13 protein-coding genes are annotated in these 17,005 nt (G+C 64.7%); 9 read left to right on the forward strand and 4 right to left on the reverse strand.

Annotated elements, in window-relative coordinates; translation table 11 throughout:
• Positions 1 to 2: 2 nt before the first annotated feature.
• Together CAER_RS0122600 and CAER_RS0122605 are read right to left on the reverse strand one after the other, a co-directional pair.
• Positions 3 to 509, reverse strand: coding sequence for a phosphatidylglycerophosphatase A family protein (locus CAER_RS0122600; protein ID WP_027237500.1), 507 nt, complete (start codon positions 507 to 509; stop codon positions 3 to 5).
• Positions 506 to 1,642: a bifunctional 2-C-methyl-D-erythritol 4-phosphate cytidylyltransferase/2-C-methyl-D-erythritol 2,4-cyclodiphosphate synthase gene (locus tag CAER_RS0122605; RefSeq protein WP_027237501.1), complete on the reverse strand. Its 1,137-nt coding sequence runs from the start codon at positions 1,640 to 1,642 to the stop codon at positions 506 to 508. The genes CAER_RS0122600 and CAER_RS0122605 overlap by 4 nt, the downstream gene beginning before the upstream one ends.
• A 181-nt stretch (positions 1,643 to 1,823) precedes the next feature.
• Between CAER_RS0122605 and dusB the strand changes: the two genes are divergently transcribed.
• The 5 genes from dusB to ntrX all read left to right on the forward strand — a co-directional run bounded on the left by dusB (position 1,824) and on the right by ntrX (position 9,046).
• Complete coding sequence (gene dusB, locus CAER_RS0122610; RefSeq protein WP_027237502.1) at positions 1,824 to 2,810, forward strand: tRNA dihydrouridine synthase DusB; 987 nt, start codon at positions 1,824 to 1,826, stop codon at positions 2,808 to 2,810.
• Complete coding sequence (locus tag CAER_RS0122615; RefSeq protein ID WP_027237503.1) at positions 2,807 to 3,886, forward strand: two-component system sensor histidine kinase NtrB; 1,080 nt, start codon at positions 2,807 to 2,809, stop codon at positions 3,884 to 3,886. Before dusB ends, CAER_RS0122615 begins: the two co-directional genes overlap by 4 nt.
• Before the next feature lie 3 nt (positions 3,887 to 3,889).
• A complete protein-coding gene (locus CAER_RS0122620) occupies positions 3,890 to 5,257 on the forward strand; it encodes a sigma-54-dependent Fis family transcriptional regulator (protein WP_027237504.1) in 1,368 nt (455 codons plus the stop codon).
• 100 nt (positions 5,258 to 5,357) lie between these two features.
• Positions 5,358 to 7,640, forward strand: coding sequence for a sensor histidine kinase NtrY-like (locus tag CAER_RS0122625; RefSeq protein ID WP_027237505.1), 2,283 nt, complete (start codon positions 5,358 to 5,360; stop codon positions 7,638 to 7,640).
• Positions 7,637 to 9,046: a nitrogen assimilation response regulator NtrX gene (ntrX, locus tag CAER_RS0122630; RefSeq protein WP_027237506.1), complete on the forward strand. Its 1,410-nt coding sequence runs from the start codon at positions 7,637 to 7,639 to the stop codon at positions 9,044 to 9,046. The genes CAER_RS0122625 and ntrX overlap by 4 nt, the downstream gene beginning before the upstream one ends.
• 42 nt (positions 9,047 to 9,088) lie before the next feature.
• Here the strand turns inward: ntrX and CAER_RS0122635 are convergent, their stop codons facing one another.
• Entirely contained in the window at positions 9,089 to 11,422 is a 2,334-nt protein-coding gene (locus CAER_RS0122635; protein ID WP_027237507.1) for a caspase family protein, read from the reverse strand.
• Between the two features lie 445 nt (positions 11,423 to 11,867).
• A complete protein-coding gene (locus CAER_RS0122640; protein ID WP_027237508.1) occupies positions 11,868 to 12,338 on the reverse strand; it encodes a hypothetical protein in 471 nt (156 codons plus the stop codon).
• A gap of 113 nt (positions 12,339 to 12,451) precedes the next feature.
• Here CAER_RS0122640 and trkA point away from each other — a divergent pair, with 113 nt between their 5' ends.
• The 4 genes from trkA (at position 12,452) to hflX (ending at position 16,998) form a co-directional block, all read left to right on the forward strand.
• On the forward strand, positions 12,452 to 13,828 hold the full coding sequence (trkA, locus tag CAER_RS0122645) for a Trk system potassium transporter TrkA (RefSeq protein ID WP_027237509.1): 1,377 nt from the start codon (positions 12,452 to 12,454) through the stop codon (positions 13,826 to 13,828).
• 1 nt (position 13,829) lies between these two features.
• Positions 13,830 to 15,365, forward strand: coding sequence for a TrkH family potassium uptake protein (locus tag CAER_RS0122650; RefSeq protein WP_027237510.1), 1,536 nt, complete (start codon positions 13,830 to 13,832; stop codon positions 15,363 to 15,365).
• Between the two features lie 122 nt (positions 15,366 to 15,487).
• A complete protein-coding gene (hfq, locus tag CAER_RS0122655; RefSeq protein WP_005611588.1) occupies positions 15,488 to 15,727 on the forward strand; it encodes an RNA chaperone Hfq in 240 nt (79 codons plus the stop codon).
• Positions 15,727 to 16,998: a GTPase HflX gene (gene hflX, locus CAER_RS0122660; protein WP_027237511.1), complete on the forward strand. Its 1,272-nt coding sequence runs from the start codon at positions 15,727 to 15,729 to the stop codon at positions 16,996 to 16,998. Before hfq ends, hflX begins: the two co-directional genes overlap by 1 nt.
• Positions 16,999 to 17,005 lie beyond the last annotated feature (7 nt).

A 17,005-nucleotide genomic window follows, 5' to 3' on the forward strand; every position in this document is an offset into this window, starting at 1 on the left:
TATCACATTCCTAGAACACCGTGGGACAGGAATGCCAGCGCAACAACGCCGATGGCGGCCATGATGCCGGCAATAACGTCATCCATCATCACGCCGGTCGCCCCCTTCTGCCGGTCGGCCCAGCCGACGGGGCCGGGCTTCCAGACGTCGAACAGGCGGAACAGCACAAAGGCGGCAATCCAGCCCGGCCACAGGGCGGTGATCTCGATATCATGCGCCCAGGCGGGATAGGAAATGGCCCAAAGTGCAATGAACTGGCCTGCGACCTCATCCAGGACAAATTCCGACGGGTCCATATTCTCGCGGTTGCGGGTCATGGCCTCTGCCGCCCAGACGCCCACCACCATGCAGAGCACGGTCGCCAGCGCCAGTAGCAAGAAGCCGCCCAGCTGATGCAACGCATAGGCCATGGGAAGCGCTGCAAGCGAACCCCAGGTTCCAGGCGCCGGGCGCAGATAGCCGATGCCGCCCACGGTGCCGATCAGGAAGGCCAGATGCGATCTCTTCATGGTTTCACCAGCGCTGCGGTGGCGATGGCGGCGATGCCCTCGCCGCGGCCGGTGAAGCCAAGGCGCTCGGACGTTGTAGCCTTGATCGACACCCGGCTGGCCTCGATGCCCAGGATCTCTGCCATGACGCTGCGCATTTTGGCCGCATGCGGGCCGACCTTGGGGTATTCGCAGACCAGGGTGCAGTCCACATTCGACAGGGTGAAGCCCATCTCGCGCGCCAGATTGGCGGCGTGGCGCAGGAAAATCTCGCTGGCGGCACCCTTCCACTGCGGGTCAGAGGGCGGGAAGTGCTGGCCGATATCGCCCTGCGCCAGGGCACCATAGATGGCGTCGGTGACGGCGTGCATGCCCACGTCGGCGTCGGAATGGCCCTGCAGGGTCTTCTCGTGCGGGATTTCGACACCGCAGAGGATCACGCTGTCGCCGGGGCCGAACCGGTGCACGTCGTAGCCATTGCCAAGCCTGATATCCATGTCTGCTCCCAGTATGCGCTCCGCCCGGGCAAAATCCTCTGGGCGGGTGATTTTGATATTGTCGGGCTCGCCCGGAATGATGCGGACGTCAAGCCCTGCGGCGCGGGCGACCTCCACGTCATCCGCTGCTCCGCCCGGGTGGGCGAGGTGCGCGGCGAGGATGTCCTGATAGCGGAAGCCCTGCGGCGTTTGCGCCGCAAACAGGCCGTTGCGGTCCTGGGTGCCGGTCACGCTGCCGTCGGCGCCAGTCCACAGCGCATCGGTGACGGCAAGCGCCGGCGCTGCTGCAGGTCCGAGGTCCAGTGCATTGATAATGCCGTGAATCAGAGCCGTGCTGACACAGGGTCGGGCGGCGTCATGGATCAGAACTTTATCCACGCCGCGGCCATCCAGAGCCTTCAGCCCGTTCAGGGCAGAGGCCGCCCGCTCGGCTCCGCCTTCGGCAAGGATCAAACCGGGTTTTCCGGAAAATTCCGTCCAAGCGTGAGGGTCGTCCGCGGAGAGAACCAGAACGGTGAAATCCACCCCCGCCTTTTCAAAAGCGTCCAGCGTCCAGTCGATCACCCGGCGGCCATTCAGCGGGCGCCACTGCTTGGGCGTGCCGCCGCCCGCGCGGGTGCCGCGTCCGGCGGCGACGATCAGGGCGGCTGTGGTCATGAAGGCCTCATTGCAAATCCGGTCTTTGTTTATGAGGTGGCGCGTGGTTAGGCAATCACCTGGCGGAATGTGCCTAAAAATTAGGCAAACAGCGGCTGACTGTGCCTTGCAGAGGGCGGTTTCATTGCTGCATAGCAGGGACTTCGGATAAAAACGCTTCAGTTGCACAAGGATTAGGCAGTTGTCCTTCACGCTTGGAACCACCTCGATGTCTCCGCCGATTGCATTGGCGCCGATGGCCGGAATCACCGACCGTCCGTTCCGGGATCTGGTCCGCTCCTTCGGCGCCGGGCTTATGGTGAGCGAGATGGTGGCAAGCCAGGAGATGGTGCAGGCCAAGCCCGGCGTGCGCGAACGGGCTGAGTTGAGCGCGGATGTGGAAAACACCGCGGTGCAGCTGGCGGGGCGTGAGGAATACTGGATCGCCGAGGCCGCCAAGCAGGTCGCGGGACAGGGCGCGCGGATCATCGACATCAACATGGGCTGCCCGGCCAAGAAGGTGACCAACGGCTATTCCGGATCGGCCCTGCTGAAGACGCCGGATCACGCGCTGCGGCTGATCGAGGCGGTGGTCGGCGCGGTGGATGTGCCGGTGACGCTGAAGACGCGGCTGGGCTGGGACGATACCTGCCTGAACGCCCCCGATGTGGCGCGCCGCGCGGCGGAGGCCGGGGTGCAGATGGTGACGATCCACGGCCGCACCCGCTGCCAGTTCTATAAAGGCTCCGCCGATTGGGCGGCGATCCGGGCCGTCAAGGACGCGGTGACTGTACCGGTGCTGGCGAATGGCGATATCGTCGATACCGCGGCTGCGCGGCAGGCGCTGGAGTTGTCGGGTGCGGACGGTGTGATGATCGGGCGCGGCGCGGAAGGCAAGCCCTGGCTGCTGGCAGAGGTCTCCCATCACCTGTGGGGCACCCCGGCGCCGGAGATCCCGGAAGGGGATGCATTTATCCGAATGGTTTCAGAGCATTACCTGGCAATGCTTGATTTCTATGGGCAAGACCTGGGCGTGCGCGTCGCGCGCAAGCATCTGGGCTGGTACATGGACGAGGCCGGGACCGGCCCCGCGATGCGCCGGGCGGTGCTGACGCAAAAAGACCCGGCAGAGGTCCTGGCCCTGCTGCCGGACGCTCTGAGCGCGCAAAGTGCGGAGGCCGCCGCATGATGGACAGTGCCGCCCTTTGGGCCTCCCTGCCGGTGCCTGCGTTTCTGATCGACGCCTGGGACAACATTGCCGATGTAAATGCAGCCGGAGAGGGGTTTTTGAACACCTCCCGCAAGGCTTTGCTGGGGCAGCCGGTCTGGGACACGCTGGCGATCGACGCTCCGATCGAGGACGCGTTTGCCCGCGCCCGGGTGCAGGGCACACCGCTGTTCGTGAATGACATCGACGTGGGCTCCGGCAGCCGGGCGCCGCTGCAGTGCGGGGTGCAGATCGCCTCGCTGCAGGGGCAGGAGGGGGTGATGCTGCTGATGGTCACCCCGCGGGAGCTGGCCGGACGGATGACCCAGACCCATTCCGCCAAATCCGCCGCGGCCTCGGCCATTGGCATGGCGGAGATGCTGGCGCATGAGATCAAGAACCCGCTGGCAGGCATCACCGGTGCAGCGCAGCTCCTCAGCATGAACCTGGGGCCGGAGGACCTGGAACTGACCGACCTGATCGTTAGCGAAAGCCGCCGCATCGTGAAGCTGCTGGAGCAGGTGGAGCAGTTCGGAAATCTGTCGGAACCGGCCTTTCAGCCGGTGAACCTGCATGATGTGCTGGACCGGGCGCGGCGGTCCGCTTTGCTGGGGTTCGGCGCCCATATGACCATCACCGAGGAATACGACCCCTCGCTGCCGATGGCCTGGGGGGATGCGGATCAGCTGCTGCAGGTGGTGCTGAACTTGTTGAAGAACGCCTCTGAAGCTGCTGACCCCAAAGGCGGGCATATCCATATCCGCACCTACTATGAGCATTCTTTCCGGCTGCGCCGCAGTGACGGGACCGGCAAGCTGCTGCCCCTGCAGATCGAGATTATCGACGACGGGCCGGGGCTGCCGGAAAAGATCAGGGATGATATTTTCGACCCGTTTGTGTCGGGCCGGGAGAATGGCACCGGGCTGGGCCTTGCTTTGGTGAGCAAGATCGTCTCGGAGCATAATGGCTGGATATCGGTAAGCTCGGTTCCCGGGCGCACGGTGTTCCGGCTGTCGCTGTCGCGCGTGCCGCGTGACGGAAAACCGCAGGAGAGCTGATCTATGGACGGCACCGTTCTGGTCGCTGACGACGACCGCACCATCCGCACCGTTCTGACCCAGGCGCTGACCCGCGCCGGGTGCAAGGTGCATGCGACCTCATCGCTGACCACGCTGATGCGCTGGGTGGGCGAGGGCAAGGGCGATGTTGTAATATCGGACGTGATGATGCCGGACGGGAACGGGCTGGAGATGCTGCCCAAGATCCAGTCCGACCGCCCCGGGCTGCCGGTGATCGTGATCTCGGCGCAGAACACCATCATGACGGCCATCAAGGCGGAAGAGGCTGATGCCTATGATTATCTGCCCAAGCCCTTTGACCTGCCGGAACTGATGAAGCGCACAGCCAAGGCGCTGGCGGCCAAGCGGGTGGCGCCGGGCGTCCAGAAAGGCGAGGCGCAGGAACGGCCGGAGGAACTGCCGCTGATCGGCCGCAGCGAGGTGATGCAGACGCTGTACCGCTTGATTGCCCGGGTGATGAACACCGATCTGCCGCTGCTGATCACCGGTGAAAGCGGCACCGGCAAGTCCCTGATTGCGCAGGCTATTCATGATTTTTCCGACCGCCGGACGCTGCCCTTTGTGCATGCCGATGCCGCCAGCCTGATTGAGCTGGAAGGCCCGGCGCGGCTGCTGGCGCAGGCTAAGGGCGGCACGCTGGTGATTGATGAACTGGCGGACCTGCCGGAAGAGGCGCAGGCGCGGCTGGTGCGGATGATGGACAGCCCCGGCGACCACGCGCCGCGCTTCATCGCCTCCAGTCAGAAGGACCTGGCATCCGCGATGGAGGCAGGTGAATTGCGCCAGGACCTGTATTACCGGATCTGCGGCACCGCGCTGCATGTGCCGGCCCTGCGCGAGCGGGTGGAGGACATTCCGCTGCTGTCGGAGCATTTCCTGATCCGGGCCGAAAATGAGGGCGCGCCGCACCGGGTGCTGAGCGAGGGCGCGCGCGAAGTGCTGCGCCATTTCGCCTGGCCGGGCAATGTGCGGCAGCTGGAAAACGCGGTGCGCCGCCTGGCCCTGACCGCGCGCGGGGAGGAGATCACCCAGGCCGATGCAGCCGCGGTGCTGGGGCCGCAGACCGGGCCGGAGCCTGCAGTGGCCGGCCTCTCCAATGAGAAATTGTCCGAATCCGTCGGCCGCCACTTGCAGCGCTATTTCGACCTGCATGGAGACATGCTGCCGCCGCCCGGCCTCTACATGCGGCTGCTGCGCGAGGTGGAGACGCCCTTGATCGAGATTGCGCTGGCGGCGACTGGCGGAAACCAGGCAAAATGCGCCGAACTGCTGGGGATCAACCGGAATACCTTGCGTAAGAAGATCACTGATCTGGATATTGAGGTGACACGCCGCCGCAAACTGATGTAATATCGCCACAGAAATGTGGCTTTGCCGTGAATTTCCTAGGCAGGGCCACGAGATATGGCGGTGACTCGCAAAGAGTCGCACATCAGGATGAGGGCAGTAAGTGGCGTATAAGTCACATCTGAGGGCGGCATACGGGCCACTTGCGGCTATTGACCGATGGCGGCGAACCCGCCGCGCCCGCAATATCGGCACCATTGGCCTGGTTTTGCTGGGGCCGGTGCTAGCCTTGGCGACATTCCTCATCATCGGCCCGCTGGGGCAGGGGGCGTCCTCGCGGTCGCTGCGGCTGATTCTGCTGGCGGATCTTGTCTATATCCTGACCATCGCGGCGCTGGTGATGGCGCAGATCGTGCGCCTGTTTGCGGCGCGGCGGTCGAAATCGGCAGGCTCCCGCCTGCATTTGCGGCTGATCGGCGCGTTTGGCTTTCTGGCGCTGATCCCAACCGTGATTGTCGCGGTGTTCGCAGTGCTGACGGTGAATGTCGGGCTTGAGGGCTGGTTCTCGCAGCGGGTGCGCCAGGTGATCGGCAGCTCGCTGGCCGCGGCGGAAGCTTATCAGGCGCAGCAGAAAGGCGACCTGAGCGAAGACGCCCAGGCCCTGGCACGCTATCTGGACAGCAGCCGGGCGCGCAGTTTCTTTATCAACGATGCTGAGCTGCGGCAGGTGCTGGCACAGGGGCAGCTGCAAATCCAGCGCGGCCTGCGCGAGGCCTATATCGTCGACAGCGGCGGGCAGATCCGGGCGCGCGGCGAACGCTCTTATGAGTTTGATTTTGAAAAACCCGACAACCAGCAGTTGGAGGCGGCCCGCCAGAACGGCATGCTGCTGATTGAGGACTGGGACAACAGCGAGTTCCGCGCCCTGGTGCAGCTGAGCGCCTTTGTCGACCGGTTCCTGTACATCAGCCGGGATGTGGATGGCGAACTGCTGAACCTGCTGGATGACACCCAGGAAACCGCACACCTCTATCAGCAGCTGGAAAGCGAGCGCGGAAGGGTGCTGTTTGAATTTGCGCTGCTCTACATCGGCTTTGCGGTGATTCTGATCCTGGCGGCGATGTGGCTGGGCATGTGGTTTGCTGAACGGCTGTCGCGCCCCGTCGGGCGGCTGACGGTGGCGGCGCAGCGGGTGGGCGGCGGCAATCTGGACGTTCAGGTGCCGGTCGATGACGGCGGTGACGAGATTTCCCAGCTGGGCCAGTATTTCAACCAGATGACCCGCGAGCTGAAGGCGCAGCACAGCCGCCTGCTGGACAATACCCGGCAGATCGAACGCCGCCGCCGCCTGTTCGATTCAGTCCTGTCGTCGGTGACCTCCGGGGTTGTCGGCCTGGATGCCGACGGGCGGGTGACATTCGTGAACCGCTCTGCCGAACGGCTGCTGGACTGGCAGGAGGATCAGCAATTGATGGCGCTGGCGGTGGCAGTGCCGGAATTCGGGCCGCTGTTTGCCGAACTGATCGAGACCGGCGCCGAAGTGGTCCAGGAGGAAATCAAGGTGACCCGCCAGGGCCGGCTGGAAAACCTGCTGGTCCGGATGTCGCCGCGCCGCTCTGAGGAAGGCGGGCTGGAAGGCTATGTGGTGGCCTTTGACGATGTGACCGACCTGGTCAGCGCGCAGCGGATGGCGGCCTGGGGCGATGTGGCCCGCCGGATCGCGCATGAGATCAAGAACCCGCTGACCCCCATCCAGCTGAGCGCGGAGCGGATCAAGCGCAAGTTCGCGCCCAAGCTGGGCGAGGAGAACAGCGATCAGCTGCAATCCATGACCGATGTGATCGTGCGCCAGACCAACGATTTGCGCCGGATCGTGGATGAGTTCTCGAAATTCGCCCGCATGCCGGAACCAGAGCGGCGCGAAGAGGATCTGGTCAAGCTGGTGCGGGACGCGGTGATCCTGCAGCAGCAGGGCCAGCCGGATGTCCGGATCACGGCGGAGCTGCCAAAGGTGCAGATGCCGTCGGATCTGGATGCAACGATGATTGGCCAGGCGCTGACCAATCTGATCAAGAACGCAGGCGAAGCCATCGAAAGCCTGCAGAAGAAGGGGGCTCCGGACGGTCTGGTCCCGGAGATCCGGGTGACTGCGGAAAAGACGGGCAGCTTCTACGAAATCCGCATCGCCGACAATGGCATCGGTCTGCCCGAAGACCGGGCGCGGCTGTTTGAGCCCTATGTGACCACGCGCGACGCGGGCACAGGGCTTGGGCTGCCGATCGTCAAGAAAATCATCGAAGAGCACGGGGGCACGCTGACGCTGGAAGACGCCCCGGTGTTCGAGGGACAAGCGCATAACGGCGCAATGGCGGTGATCCGCCTGCCCGCCGCAGCCAAAAAAGCGGCGGCGCCTAACAAGAGCACAGTGAAAGCAGGTCTGACATGAGTGACATTCTGATTGTAGATGATGAGCGGGATATCCGTGAGCTGATCTCGGACATTCTGGAGGACGAGGGCTATGCCACCCGCAAGGCCGGCAGCTCGGATGAGTGCATGGCCCGGCTGGAAGAAGCCAAGCCCGCGCTGATGATCCTGGATATCTGGCTGAAGGACAGCCAGATGGACGGCATCGACATCCTGAAGACGGTCAAGCGGGACACGCCGGACATCCCGGTGGTGATCATTTCCGGCCACGGCAATATCGAAATCGCTGTCGCCGCGATCAAGCAGGGCGCCTATGACTTCATCGAGAAGCCCTTTAACATCGACCAGCTGATGGTGGTGATCCGCCGCGCGATGGAAACCTCGCGCCTGCGCCGGGAGAATTCCGACCTCAAACGCAAGGAGACCGGCCCGGCGGACATGATCGGCACCTCCGCCGCGTTCCGCACCCTGGTCGGCCAGCTGGACAAGGTGACCAAATCCAACGGCCGGGTGATGCTGACCGGTCCGGCAGGCAGCGGCAAGGAGATTGCGGCGCGCTACATCCACGCAAACTCCAACCGGGCGTCGGCGCCCTTCATCACCGTGAACTGCGCCAGTATCGAACCGGACCGGATGGAAGATGTGCTGTTCGGCCGCGAGTCATCCGAACGCGGGGTTGAGCCGGGCCTGCTGGAACAGGCGCATGGCGGCGTTGTGTTCTTTGACGAAGTGGCGGACATGCCGCTGGGCACCCAGTCCAAGATCCTGCGGGTGCTGGTCGATCAGCAGTTCCAGCGGGTTGGCGGCTCGGACAAGATCCGCGTCGATCTGCGGGTGGTATCCTCCACCAACAAGGATCTGGATGCGGAGATCGAGGCCGGCACCTTCCGCCAGGAGCTGTATCACCGCCTGAACGTGGTGCCGGTTGCGGTGCCGTCGCTGGCGGACCGGCGCGAGGATATCCCGCTGCTGGCCAATTACTTCATCTCCCAGTTCAACGAGGCCCAGGGCCTGCCGCTGCGGGAACTGACCGAGGAAGCCGTGGCGCTGATGCAGACCATGCCGTGGCCGGGAAACGTGCGCCAGCTCAAGAACCTGGTGGAACGGGTGCTGATCCTGGGCGACGGCAGCGGCCCGATCGAGGCCAAGGACCTGCCGCGCGAAGAAGAGAAGACCGAAGAGGAGGGCCGGGTGGTGCTGTCCGGCGCGCTGGCAACCCTGCCGCTGCGCGAGGCGCGGGAGGCGTTCGAGCGGGAATACCTGCTGACCCAGATCAACCGCTTTGGCGGCAATATCAGCCGCACCGCGTCTTTTGTCGGCATGGAGCGCTCGGCGCTGCACCGTAAGCTGAAGTCGCTGGGGGTGGTGACCTCCAACAAGGCTGGCGCCCGGGTGGCGCATGTGGAAACCGAGGAAGAACAGGCCTGATCAGGCCGCCATTGCGCCCGGGTGAACCGGGCGCAGGCGGGGTCAGAACAGGTCCTGTCGGATCGGGTTCACCGCAAAATGGATCTGCGCGGCCAGCTGAAGCCGGCTGACCGGATCGTCGGGAACGATGGCGGGCAGGCCCGCCTCCCGCGCGTGGTTCTCAAGCTGCTTGCGCGAGGCAGGGCCGAACTGGCCGTCAACGGCAATGCCAGAACCCAGCTGACGCAGGATATACTGGGTGCCGGCGGCTATGTCCCGCTCAGACATGCCGGAGAGCAGCTCGCGCGCGGCAGCGCGGGCGTCGGGGTCATTCAAAGCCATCGCCTTGCCGGCCCGCGCGGCGGCAGCGTGGGCGGGAACGCGGTCCGCAAGCCTGTTGAGGGCAACCCAGGCGCCGTTGGCGCCGCCCCAGGCATCGCCGCGCGACAATCCCATGTCATACCATTCCAGTGCCTCAGCCGCGTCCCGGCCGGGCAGGTCGCCGCCCATGATCATGCGGCCGATCTCTGCCGGGGCGTGCGGGTGGCCCAGCTGCGCCGCTTCAGCAAACAGCGCCCGGGCCTTTTCCTTGTCGACCGGCTTGCCCGCGCCGCCATCGCGGTAGACATAGCCGAGGTTGGCGGTGCCGTAGATGTCGCCGCGGCCGGCAGAGGCCTCCAGATAGGAAAGCCCGCGTTCCGGCTGCGCCAGCTCATCACCGCTCCACAGGAAGAACACGCCCAGCTCGTTCATTGAATAGGTGTGGCCAAGCTCCACCGCGCGGCTCAGCAGATCGAAGCCGCGCTGCTTTTCCTCAGGCGTGCTGCTTTTGCGCAAAAGCCGCTTGCCGCGGGCGTGCATCGAGAAGGGGTCGCCTGCCTCGATTCCCTTGTCCCACAGGGCAAAGGCCTTGTCCGGGTCATAGGGGATCGGCACGGTTTCGCGGTCGACATTCGGGGTGACATGCAGATAGGCGACCGCGTTAAAGGCGCGGACATGGCCCAGTTCCGCGGCCTTTTCAAAGGCTTCATAGGCTTCGATCAAGCGGCCCTGGCCCTGCAGCGCACGGCCCAGCTGGTAATGCAAGCGCCCCAGTTCCGGTGCGGCCTGCACCGCCTCGCGGCAGGCGGCCTCTGCCGCTTTCAGATCAATCTCATTAGGGTAGCGGTAGAGCCCGACGCCTTGGAGATCCAGCAAATCCCCGGCTTCGAGGTCGCATTGGCGGGCAATCATCTCCAGGTTCACGGTCACGTCGCGCACCGTGTCAGCTTGGGCAAGCCGCAGAACCATCCGGTCCTTGCGCACCTGGCCGCCGTCCTGACGCGCGGGCAGTTCCGCCAGCTTGGGCGCATAGCTGAGGCTGAGCGCACTTCCGTCCCCCGCTTGCAGCGAGGTGACGCCGGAGGAGGGGGACTCTACAATTGTCACCGTGGTGCCGGCCCGGACATAGGGGCTGATTTCCGGCGCCAGCTCCAGCGAGCGGCCGAGCGGGATTTTCACCGACAGCTGATCCGGCAGCTGGTCAAGGCTGGCCGGAGCGGTTTCGGGCTGTGCCTGGGCGACGTTCAGCGACCGCTCCGCCGGACGCAGGTAGATCTTCTGTGTCAGCGTCGAGCTTTCCCAGGGCACCTGGGTGTTGCCGGTTGCGCTGTAGACATCGCCGCGGATCGCCGCCAGCACCGTCATCGCGTCCTCCTCCGGTCGGTCGGGGAAGTGGCGCACGACGGAGGAGGTATAGGGGCTGTTGCCGCCCGGCTCGCCATCCAGCGCGGTGGCGCCGGGCGAGGTGGAGAAGGCGACCAGCGTGTTCAGCGGCGGGCGGAACACGTCAAACCCCTCGCGCGCCTCATACAGCTGGGCGCCGACCTCGGCGTTCAGCTTGACATCGGGCACCGGGTTGTCGCGGCAGGAATCCAGCATCAGGATCTGGCTGCCCGCCTTGCCGCCGAGAATGGCGGACACCCGGTCCAGGGTGACCGATTGGAAGGGCAGGTCGTGAATGCCCGACAGCTCTGCATCGCTGGTCAGCAGGTAGTTGCGCCGCCCCAGCTGGATACCGTGACCTGCGTAGTAGAAAAACACCTGGCTGCCGTCGCGGATATTGAGGGCGGCCTGGCGCAGCAGTGCCTCGAACCCGCGCTTGTCCAGATCATAGCCTTCAAAAACCGTATAGCCAAAGGATCTGAGCATTTCTGCCATCGCCTTGGCATCGTTGCGGGTGTTGGTCAGGTCTGTGACGTGGTCATAGTTCTGAATGCCGATCACGATAGCGGTTTCGGGTGCAGACGCCCGCTCGCTGGTTTCATAGGCGGCCCTTGCAGGTGCCGCGGGCAGCAGCGCAGAGCAGGCCAGCACTGCGGCTGCAAGAGAGGACGGTCTGAAAGACAGCGCTGTCATGGCAATGTCCCGGGTTAACCCCAGCCTCCTCCGCCGCCTGAGCCGCCGCCACCGCCGCCGGAGCCGCCTCCGCCACCGCCGCCGCTTCCGGCACCGCCGCCGCCAGGCGGACCGATCGGTTCAGGTTCCGGGGCGGGCGCTTGTGCCGGAACTGGGGCCGGTGCGGGTGCGCGGTATGTCGTGGGCGCGCTGTATGTTGCGGGCGCGGACGCCGGGGCGGTTGCAGCAGTTGGGGGCGGGGCAATGGGCGCTGTCGGCTCGCAGGCTGCTGTGACAGCGGCCAAAGGCAGCGCGGCAAACAGGAAATGTATCCGCATCGGGTACCTTTCTCTTTGGAAATACTGGTCAACAAACAATCCGGTGAACAGCTTACTTGATCCGGCGGTGCAAATCAAAGTTAACCCGCCGCCCTTCACCCGCCACAGTCCGGGCCTCAGATGGAGGATCAGCCGCGGGGACGGATAATGACACTGCCATCCCTGTTGCGCTGCGCGCAGGCGGCTTCGGTCAGCGGTGCCAGCCGCGCGCCGGGCGCAACCGCCGGGGCGGTCCGCCGGGTGCAGCGTTTCAGGGCGATCTGCTGATAGCCCTTGGCGGCCATGCAGGATCTTTCCAGCCGCTTGCGCAGCGGCTTGTTCACATCCACCGTGTAGATGCTGCCCTCCACCCAATAGCCGGGGTGGTAATAGCAGTCACCGCTGTGGCAGACCTTGCGCCCGGGGTAGAAAACGGGCGGGTGCTGGCGGATTTCATTGGCGACCGGCGCGTCTTTCAGGGCCTGGGCCTGGCAGATCAGCTCATCGGAGCGCAGGCGGGACACCTCCGCCCCCTGCCGGTAGTAGACCGGTAGCGGGCCGCAGGCCGCGGCGCCCACCAGCAGGGCGAGGCCCGCCAGGATGGACAGATCGCTGCGCATGGGGAAATAATGGCTGCAATCAGAGCAAGTTACAATTAATTTGACCGTGAAAGCGGCTTCTGTCATTCACGTCGGGCAAAACTCCGCCGGAATTTCCGCCAAGGGATACGCAAATGAAAGTCATTATCTGCGGTGCGGGCCAGGTCGGCTGGCAGATCGCCCGGCATTTGTCCGGCGAGCACAATGACGTGACGGTTGTCGACAACAATGCGGAACTGGTGCGCCGCGCCACCGATACGCTGGACGTGCAGGGCATTCACGGCTTCGCCTCCTACCCGGATGTGCTGGAGCGGGCCGGGGCGCGGGATGCCGACATGATCATCGCCGCCACCCATTCGGACGAAGTCAACATGGTGACCTGCCAGGTGGCGCATTCGGTGTTCAAGGTTCAGCGCAAGATTGCCCGCCTGCGGGCCAAAAGCTATCTGACGGCGATTTATTCCGACCTTTACCAGCGCGAGCATTTGCCGATCGACGTGGTGATCAGCCCGGAGCGGGAGGTCGCCGCGGCAGCGATGCAGCGGCTGTCGGCGCCGGCGGCGTTTGATACCGAGACGTTCATGGGCGGGATGGCGCAGCTTCTGGGCATCCAGATCGATGCCGATTGCCCGGTGGTGAACACGCCGCTGCGCCAGCTCACCGACCTGTTCTCGACGCTGCGGGCGCTGGTCGTCGGCGTGCGCCGCGACGGCACCCTGTTTGCGCCGGAGCCGGGCGATCAGCTGTTTGTCGGCGACAGCTGTTATGTGTTCTGCCACGTGGACGACGTGCCCCGCACCATCGAGGTGTTCGGCAAGCACGAAAAACGCCAGGACCGGGTGGTTGTGGTCGGCGGCGGCAACGTCGGGCTGGAGGTCGCCAAGGCGCTGGAGAGCAGCACCTCCCGGATCCGCGCCAAGGTGATCGAACGCGACCGCAAATGCGCGGAGCGCGCCGCGGAAGAGCTGGAGCGCACCATCGTGCTGAATGGCGACGGGCTGGACCGGTCTCTGATGATCGAGGCTGGCATCGACAAGGCGGATGCGATGCTGGCGGTGACAGATGACGACAAGACCAACATGCTGGCCGCGGTGCGCGCCAAGGCAGAGGGCTGCCCGCTGGCGATTGCGCTGATCAACGATCCAACCCTGGTGCCGCTGCTGCCGCACCTCGGAATCGACGCCTATATCAACCCGCGCTCCACCACTGTGAGCTCTATCCTGCGCCATATCCGTTATGGCCGGGTGCGGCAGGTCTATTCCCTGGGCGACGCCGAGGCGGAGATGATCGAGGCCGAGGTGCTGTCGACCTCGCCGATTACCGGGCAAATGATCCGCGACACGGACTTTCCCGAAGGCGTTCTGGTGGGCGGGGTGCTGAAGAACGGCGAGATGCTGCGTCCTTCCGGCCAGATGCGGATCGAGGAGGGCGACGTGATCGCGCTCTTTGCCATGGCGGATGACGTGCCGGAGGTCGAACGCCTGCTGCAGGTGTCGATCGACTATTTCTAGAATGCGCCGCACGGTCCAAGCCCCCATCGGCGTGCTGCGCCTGCCGCTGTTCCTGCTGATCTGCGGCATTGCATCGCTTGCGATGTGGCTGCCGGCCGTGCACGCGCTGGTGCTGGATGACCACCAGACCTCGCGCAGTTTCTTCTATGCCGGGCTTGCCGGGATGATCCTGGTGGTGCTGATTGCCCTGTCGATGGGCAACCGGGTGCCGCGCTACAGCATGCCGGGTCAGCTCTTGTCGCTGCTGGCGACCTTTACGGTGCTGCCCTTGTTCCTGGCGGTGCCGGTGCAGGATGCGCTGGTCAGCGCCCATTACCTGAACGCCTATTTCGACATGGTCAGCGCGATCACCACCACCGGCGCTGATATCTGGGCCGATCCGGGCCGTCTGCCGCCCAGCGTGCATCTGTGGCGGGCGATTGTCGGCTGGCTGGGCGGGTTGCTGATGTGGATTGCCGCCTCGGCGGTGCTGGCGCCGATGTCGCTTGGCGGTTTCGAGGTCACAGCCAAGGGGGAGCCGGGCGGCGGCACCGCCGCGCCCATGCACATGGAAAGGGCCGACCCGCGCCGCCAGCTGGTGCTGGTCACCAGCACGCTGGCGCCGGTTTATGCAGGGCTGACCCTGGTGCTGTGGATGCTGCTGATCATCACCGGCGAGGAGGCGCTGGCGGGCCTGAGCCACGCCATGTCGGTGATGGCGACCTCGGGCATTTCGGCAACCGGCGGGGTCGAAAATGCCGCCAGCGGCATTGCTGGCGAGATGGTGATGTTCCTGTTTATGTTCTTTGCCCTGTCCCGGCTGACGTTTTCCAGCGACACGGTGACGGCGGGCCAGGGGCGCCTGGACAAGGACCCTGAATTCCGCACCGGGCTGCTGATTGTCTTTGGCGTGCCGCTGCTTCTGTTTCTGCGCCATTGGGTGGCCGCCTATGAGGTGGACGCCGGCGAGGACCTGCCGCGGGCGCTGCACGCGCTTTGGGGGACGCTGTTCACGGTGATGTCCTTCCTGTCGACCACCGGATTTGAAAGCGTCCACTGGGAGGCCGCGCGCTCCTGGTCGGGGCTGGAGACGCCCGGCATGATCCTGCTGGGGCTGGCGGTGTTCGGCGGCGGCGTTGCCACCACCGCGGGCGGGGTCAAGCTGCTGCGGGTCTATGCGCTCTATCTCAACGGGCTGCGCGAGATGGAACGGCTGGTGCATCCCAGTTCCGTCAGCGGCGAAGGCGACCGCACCAAGCGGCTGCAGAAGAACGGCGCCTTTGTTGCCTGGATCTTCTTCATGCTGTTTGCCCTGTCACTGGCGCTGATCAGCACGGCGCTGGCCGCCGTCGGCACCGACTTCGAGCAGTCCATCGTGCTGGCGATTGCTTCGCTTGCGACCACCGGGCCGCTGACTGAAAGCGCCGCCAGCGAGCCGATCGTGCTGAACCTGCTGGCCACACCGGCGAAATTGATCCTGTGCATTGCGATGGTGCTGGGGCGGCTGGAGACGCTGGCGTTCATCGCGCTGTTGTCGCCGAACCTTTGGCGCAGCTGACGGCCGCTTGCCGTTAAGACGTGTTTTTCGGGTGGAAACTTATTTTTTCTCCGTTCATAGTGGTTTTTAACGTGCGTGCTGGTCCGCAGCGCGTGGCAAGAACAAAGGCGAGATAATAAAAAATGGCTTCGGACAGACAGAATCTTCAGGATGCCTTCCTGAATCACGTTCGCAAAACCAAGGTTCCGGTTACAATCTTTCTGATCAACGGGGTTAAACTGCAGGGTGTGATCACCTGGTTCGACAATTTCTGCGTGCTGCTGCGCCGCGACGGACAGTCGCAGCTGGTCTACAAACACGCGATTTCGACCATCATGCCGGCCCAGCCGATCAGTCTCTATGAGGGTGAAGACTCCAATTGATGGAGCATGAAAGGAAGCGCACCCGCGCCTGGGTGCTGCATCCGGAAATCAAATCCGACAGCGGGCGCCGCGACGCAGCCCCCGCACTTGAGGAGGCCGTTGCGCTGGCAGCGGCCTTGCCCGATCTTGATGTGATCGGCTCCAACGTGGTGCGCCTGCCCAAGGCGCATCCGGGGACGCTGTTCGGCTCCGGCAAGATCGAGGAGCTGGGGAGCATCCTGAAGGCGGAGGAGATTGAACTGGTCTTGATTGACGGGCCGGTTTCCCCCGTTCAGCAGCGCAACCTGGAAAAGGCATGGAAGGTCAAGATCCTGGACCGGACCGGGCTGATCCTGGAGATCTTCTCGGACCGTGCGGCCACCCGCGAAGGCGTGCTGCAGGTCGAGATGGCGGCGCTCAGCTATCAGCGCACGCGTCTGGTGCGGGCCTGGACCCACCTGGAACGCCAGCGCGGCGGACTGGGCTTTGTCGGCGGACCCGGCGAAACCCAGATCGAGGCGGACCGGCGCGCCATTGACGATCAGCTGGTGCGCCTGCGCCGCCAACTGGACAAGGTGGTGAAAACCCGGACCTTGCACCGCGCCTCTCGCGCCAAGGTGCCCTATCCGATTGTGGCGCTGGTGGGCTATACCAACGCGGGCAAGTCGACCCTGTTCAACCGCCTGACGGGGGCTGAAGTGATGGCCAAGGACATGCTCTTTGCCACGCTGGACCCGACCATGCGGCGGGTGGAGATCCCGGACGGGCCGGAGGTGATCCTGTCCGACACGGTGGGCTTCATCTCAAACCTGCCGACGGAACTGGTCGCCGCCTTCCGCGCCACCCTGGAAGAGGTGCTGGCGGCGGATGTGATCCTGCATGTGCGCGATATCAGTCACGAGGACAGCAAGCAGCAGGCAGAGGACGTGGAGGCGATCCTGGCCTCTCTGGGGGTGGATGAAAACCGCGCCCGGATCGAGGTCTGGAACAAGCTCGACCAGTTGCCGGAGGAAGAGGCCGAAGCCCGCCGCCAGCGGGCCGAACGCGAGGATGGCATCCATGCGATATCGGCTCTGACGGGCGAGGGGCTGGACGGACTTTTGGCCGACATCGCCGAAAAGCTGCAAGGCGTCCGCCACGAGGAAACCCTGACCCTGACCTTTGCCCAGGGCAAGCAGCGTGCCTGGCTGTTCAAGGAGGACCTGGTGCAGCAGGAGGAGCAGACCGAGACCGGATTTGACATCACCGTGCTGTGGACCGACCGGCAGAAGGCCAAGTTCGACAGGCTTTGAAACGGAC

Source organism: Leisingera caerulea DSM 24564 (assembly GCF_000473325.1).
GTDB lineage: Bacteria > Pseudomonadota > Alphaproteobacteria > Rhodobacterales > Rhodobacteraceae > Leisingera > Leisingera caerulea.

Excerpts from the sequence above, each read along its gene's own strand:
- CAER_RS0122600 (WP_027237500.1), bottom strand. The coding sequence starts at position 509 with ATGAAGAGATCGCATCTGGCCTTCCTGATCGGCACCGTGGGCGGCATC.
- CAER_RS0122605 (WP_027237501.1), bottom strand. The coding sequence starts at position 1,642 with ATGACCACAGCCGCCCTGATCGTCGCCGCCGGACGCGGCACCCGCGCG.
- CAER_RS0122615 (WP_027237503.1), top strand. The coding sequence starts at position 2,807 with ATGATGGACAGTGCCGCCCTTTGGGCCTCCCTGCCGGTGCCTGCGTTT.
- CAER_RS0122620 (WP_027237504.1), top strand. The coding sequence starts at position 3,890 with ATGGACGGCACCGTTCTGGTCGCTGACGACGACCGCACCATCCGCACC.
- ntrX (WP_027237506.1), top strand. The coding sequence starts at position 7,637 with ATGAGTGACATTCTGATTGTAGATGATGAGCGGGATATCCGTGAGCTG.
- CAER_RS0122635 (WP_027237507.1), bottom strand. The coding sequence starts at position 11,422 with ATGACAGCGCTGTCTTTCAGACCGTCCTCTCTTGCAGCCGCAGTGCTG.
- CAER_RS0122640 (WP_027237508.1), bottom strand. The coding sequence starts at position 12,338 with ATGCGCAGCGATCTGTCCATCCTGGCGGGCCTCGCCCTGCTGGTGGGC.
- trkA (WP_027237509.1), top strand. The coding sequence starts at position 12,452 with ATGAAAGTCATTATCTGCGGTGCGGGCCAGGTCGGCTGGCAGATCGCC.
- CAER_RS0122650 (WP_027237510.1), top strand. The coding sequence starts at position 13,830 with ATGCGCCGCACGGTCCAAGCCCCCATCGGCGTGCTGCGCCTGCCGCTG.
- hfq (WP_005611588.1), top strand. The coding sequence starts at position 15,488 with ATGGCTTCGGACAGACAGAATCTTCAGGATGCCTTCCTGAATCACGTT.
- hflX (WP_027237511.1), top strand. The coding sequence starts at position 15,727 with ATGGAGCATGAAAGGAAGCGCACCCGCGCCTGGGTGCTGCATCCGGAA.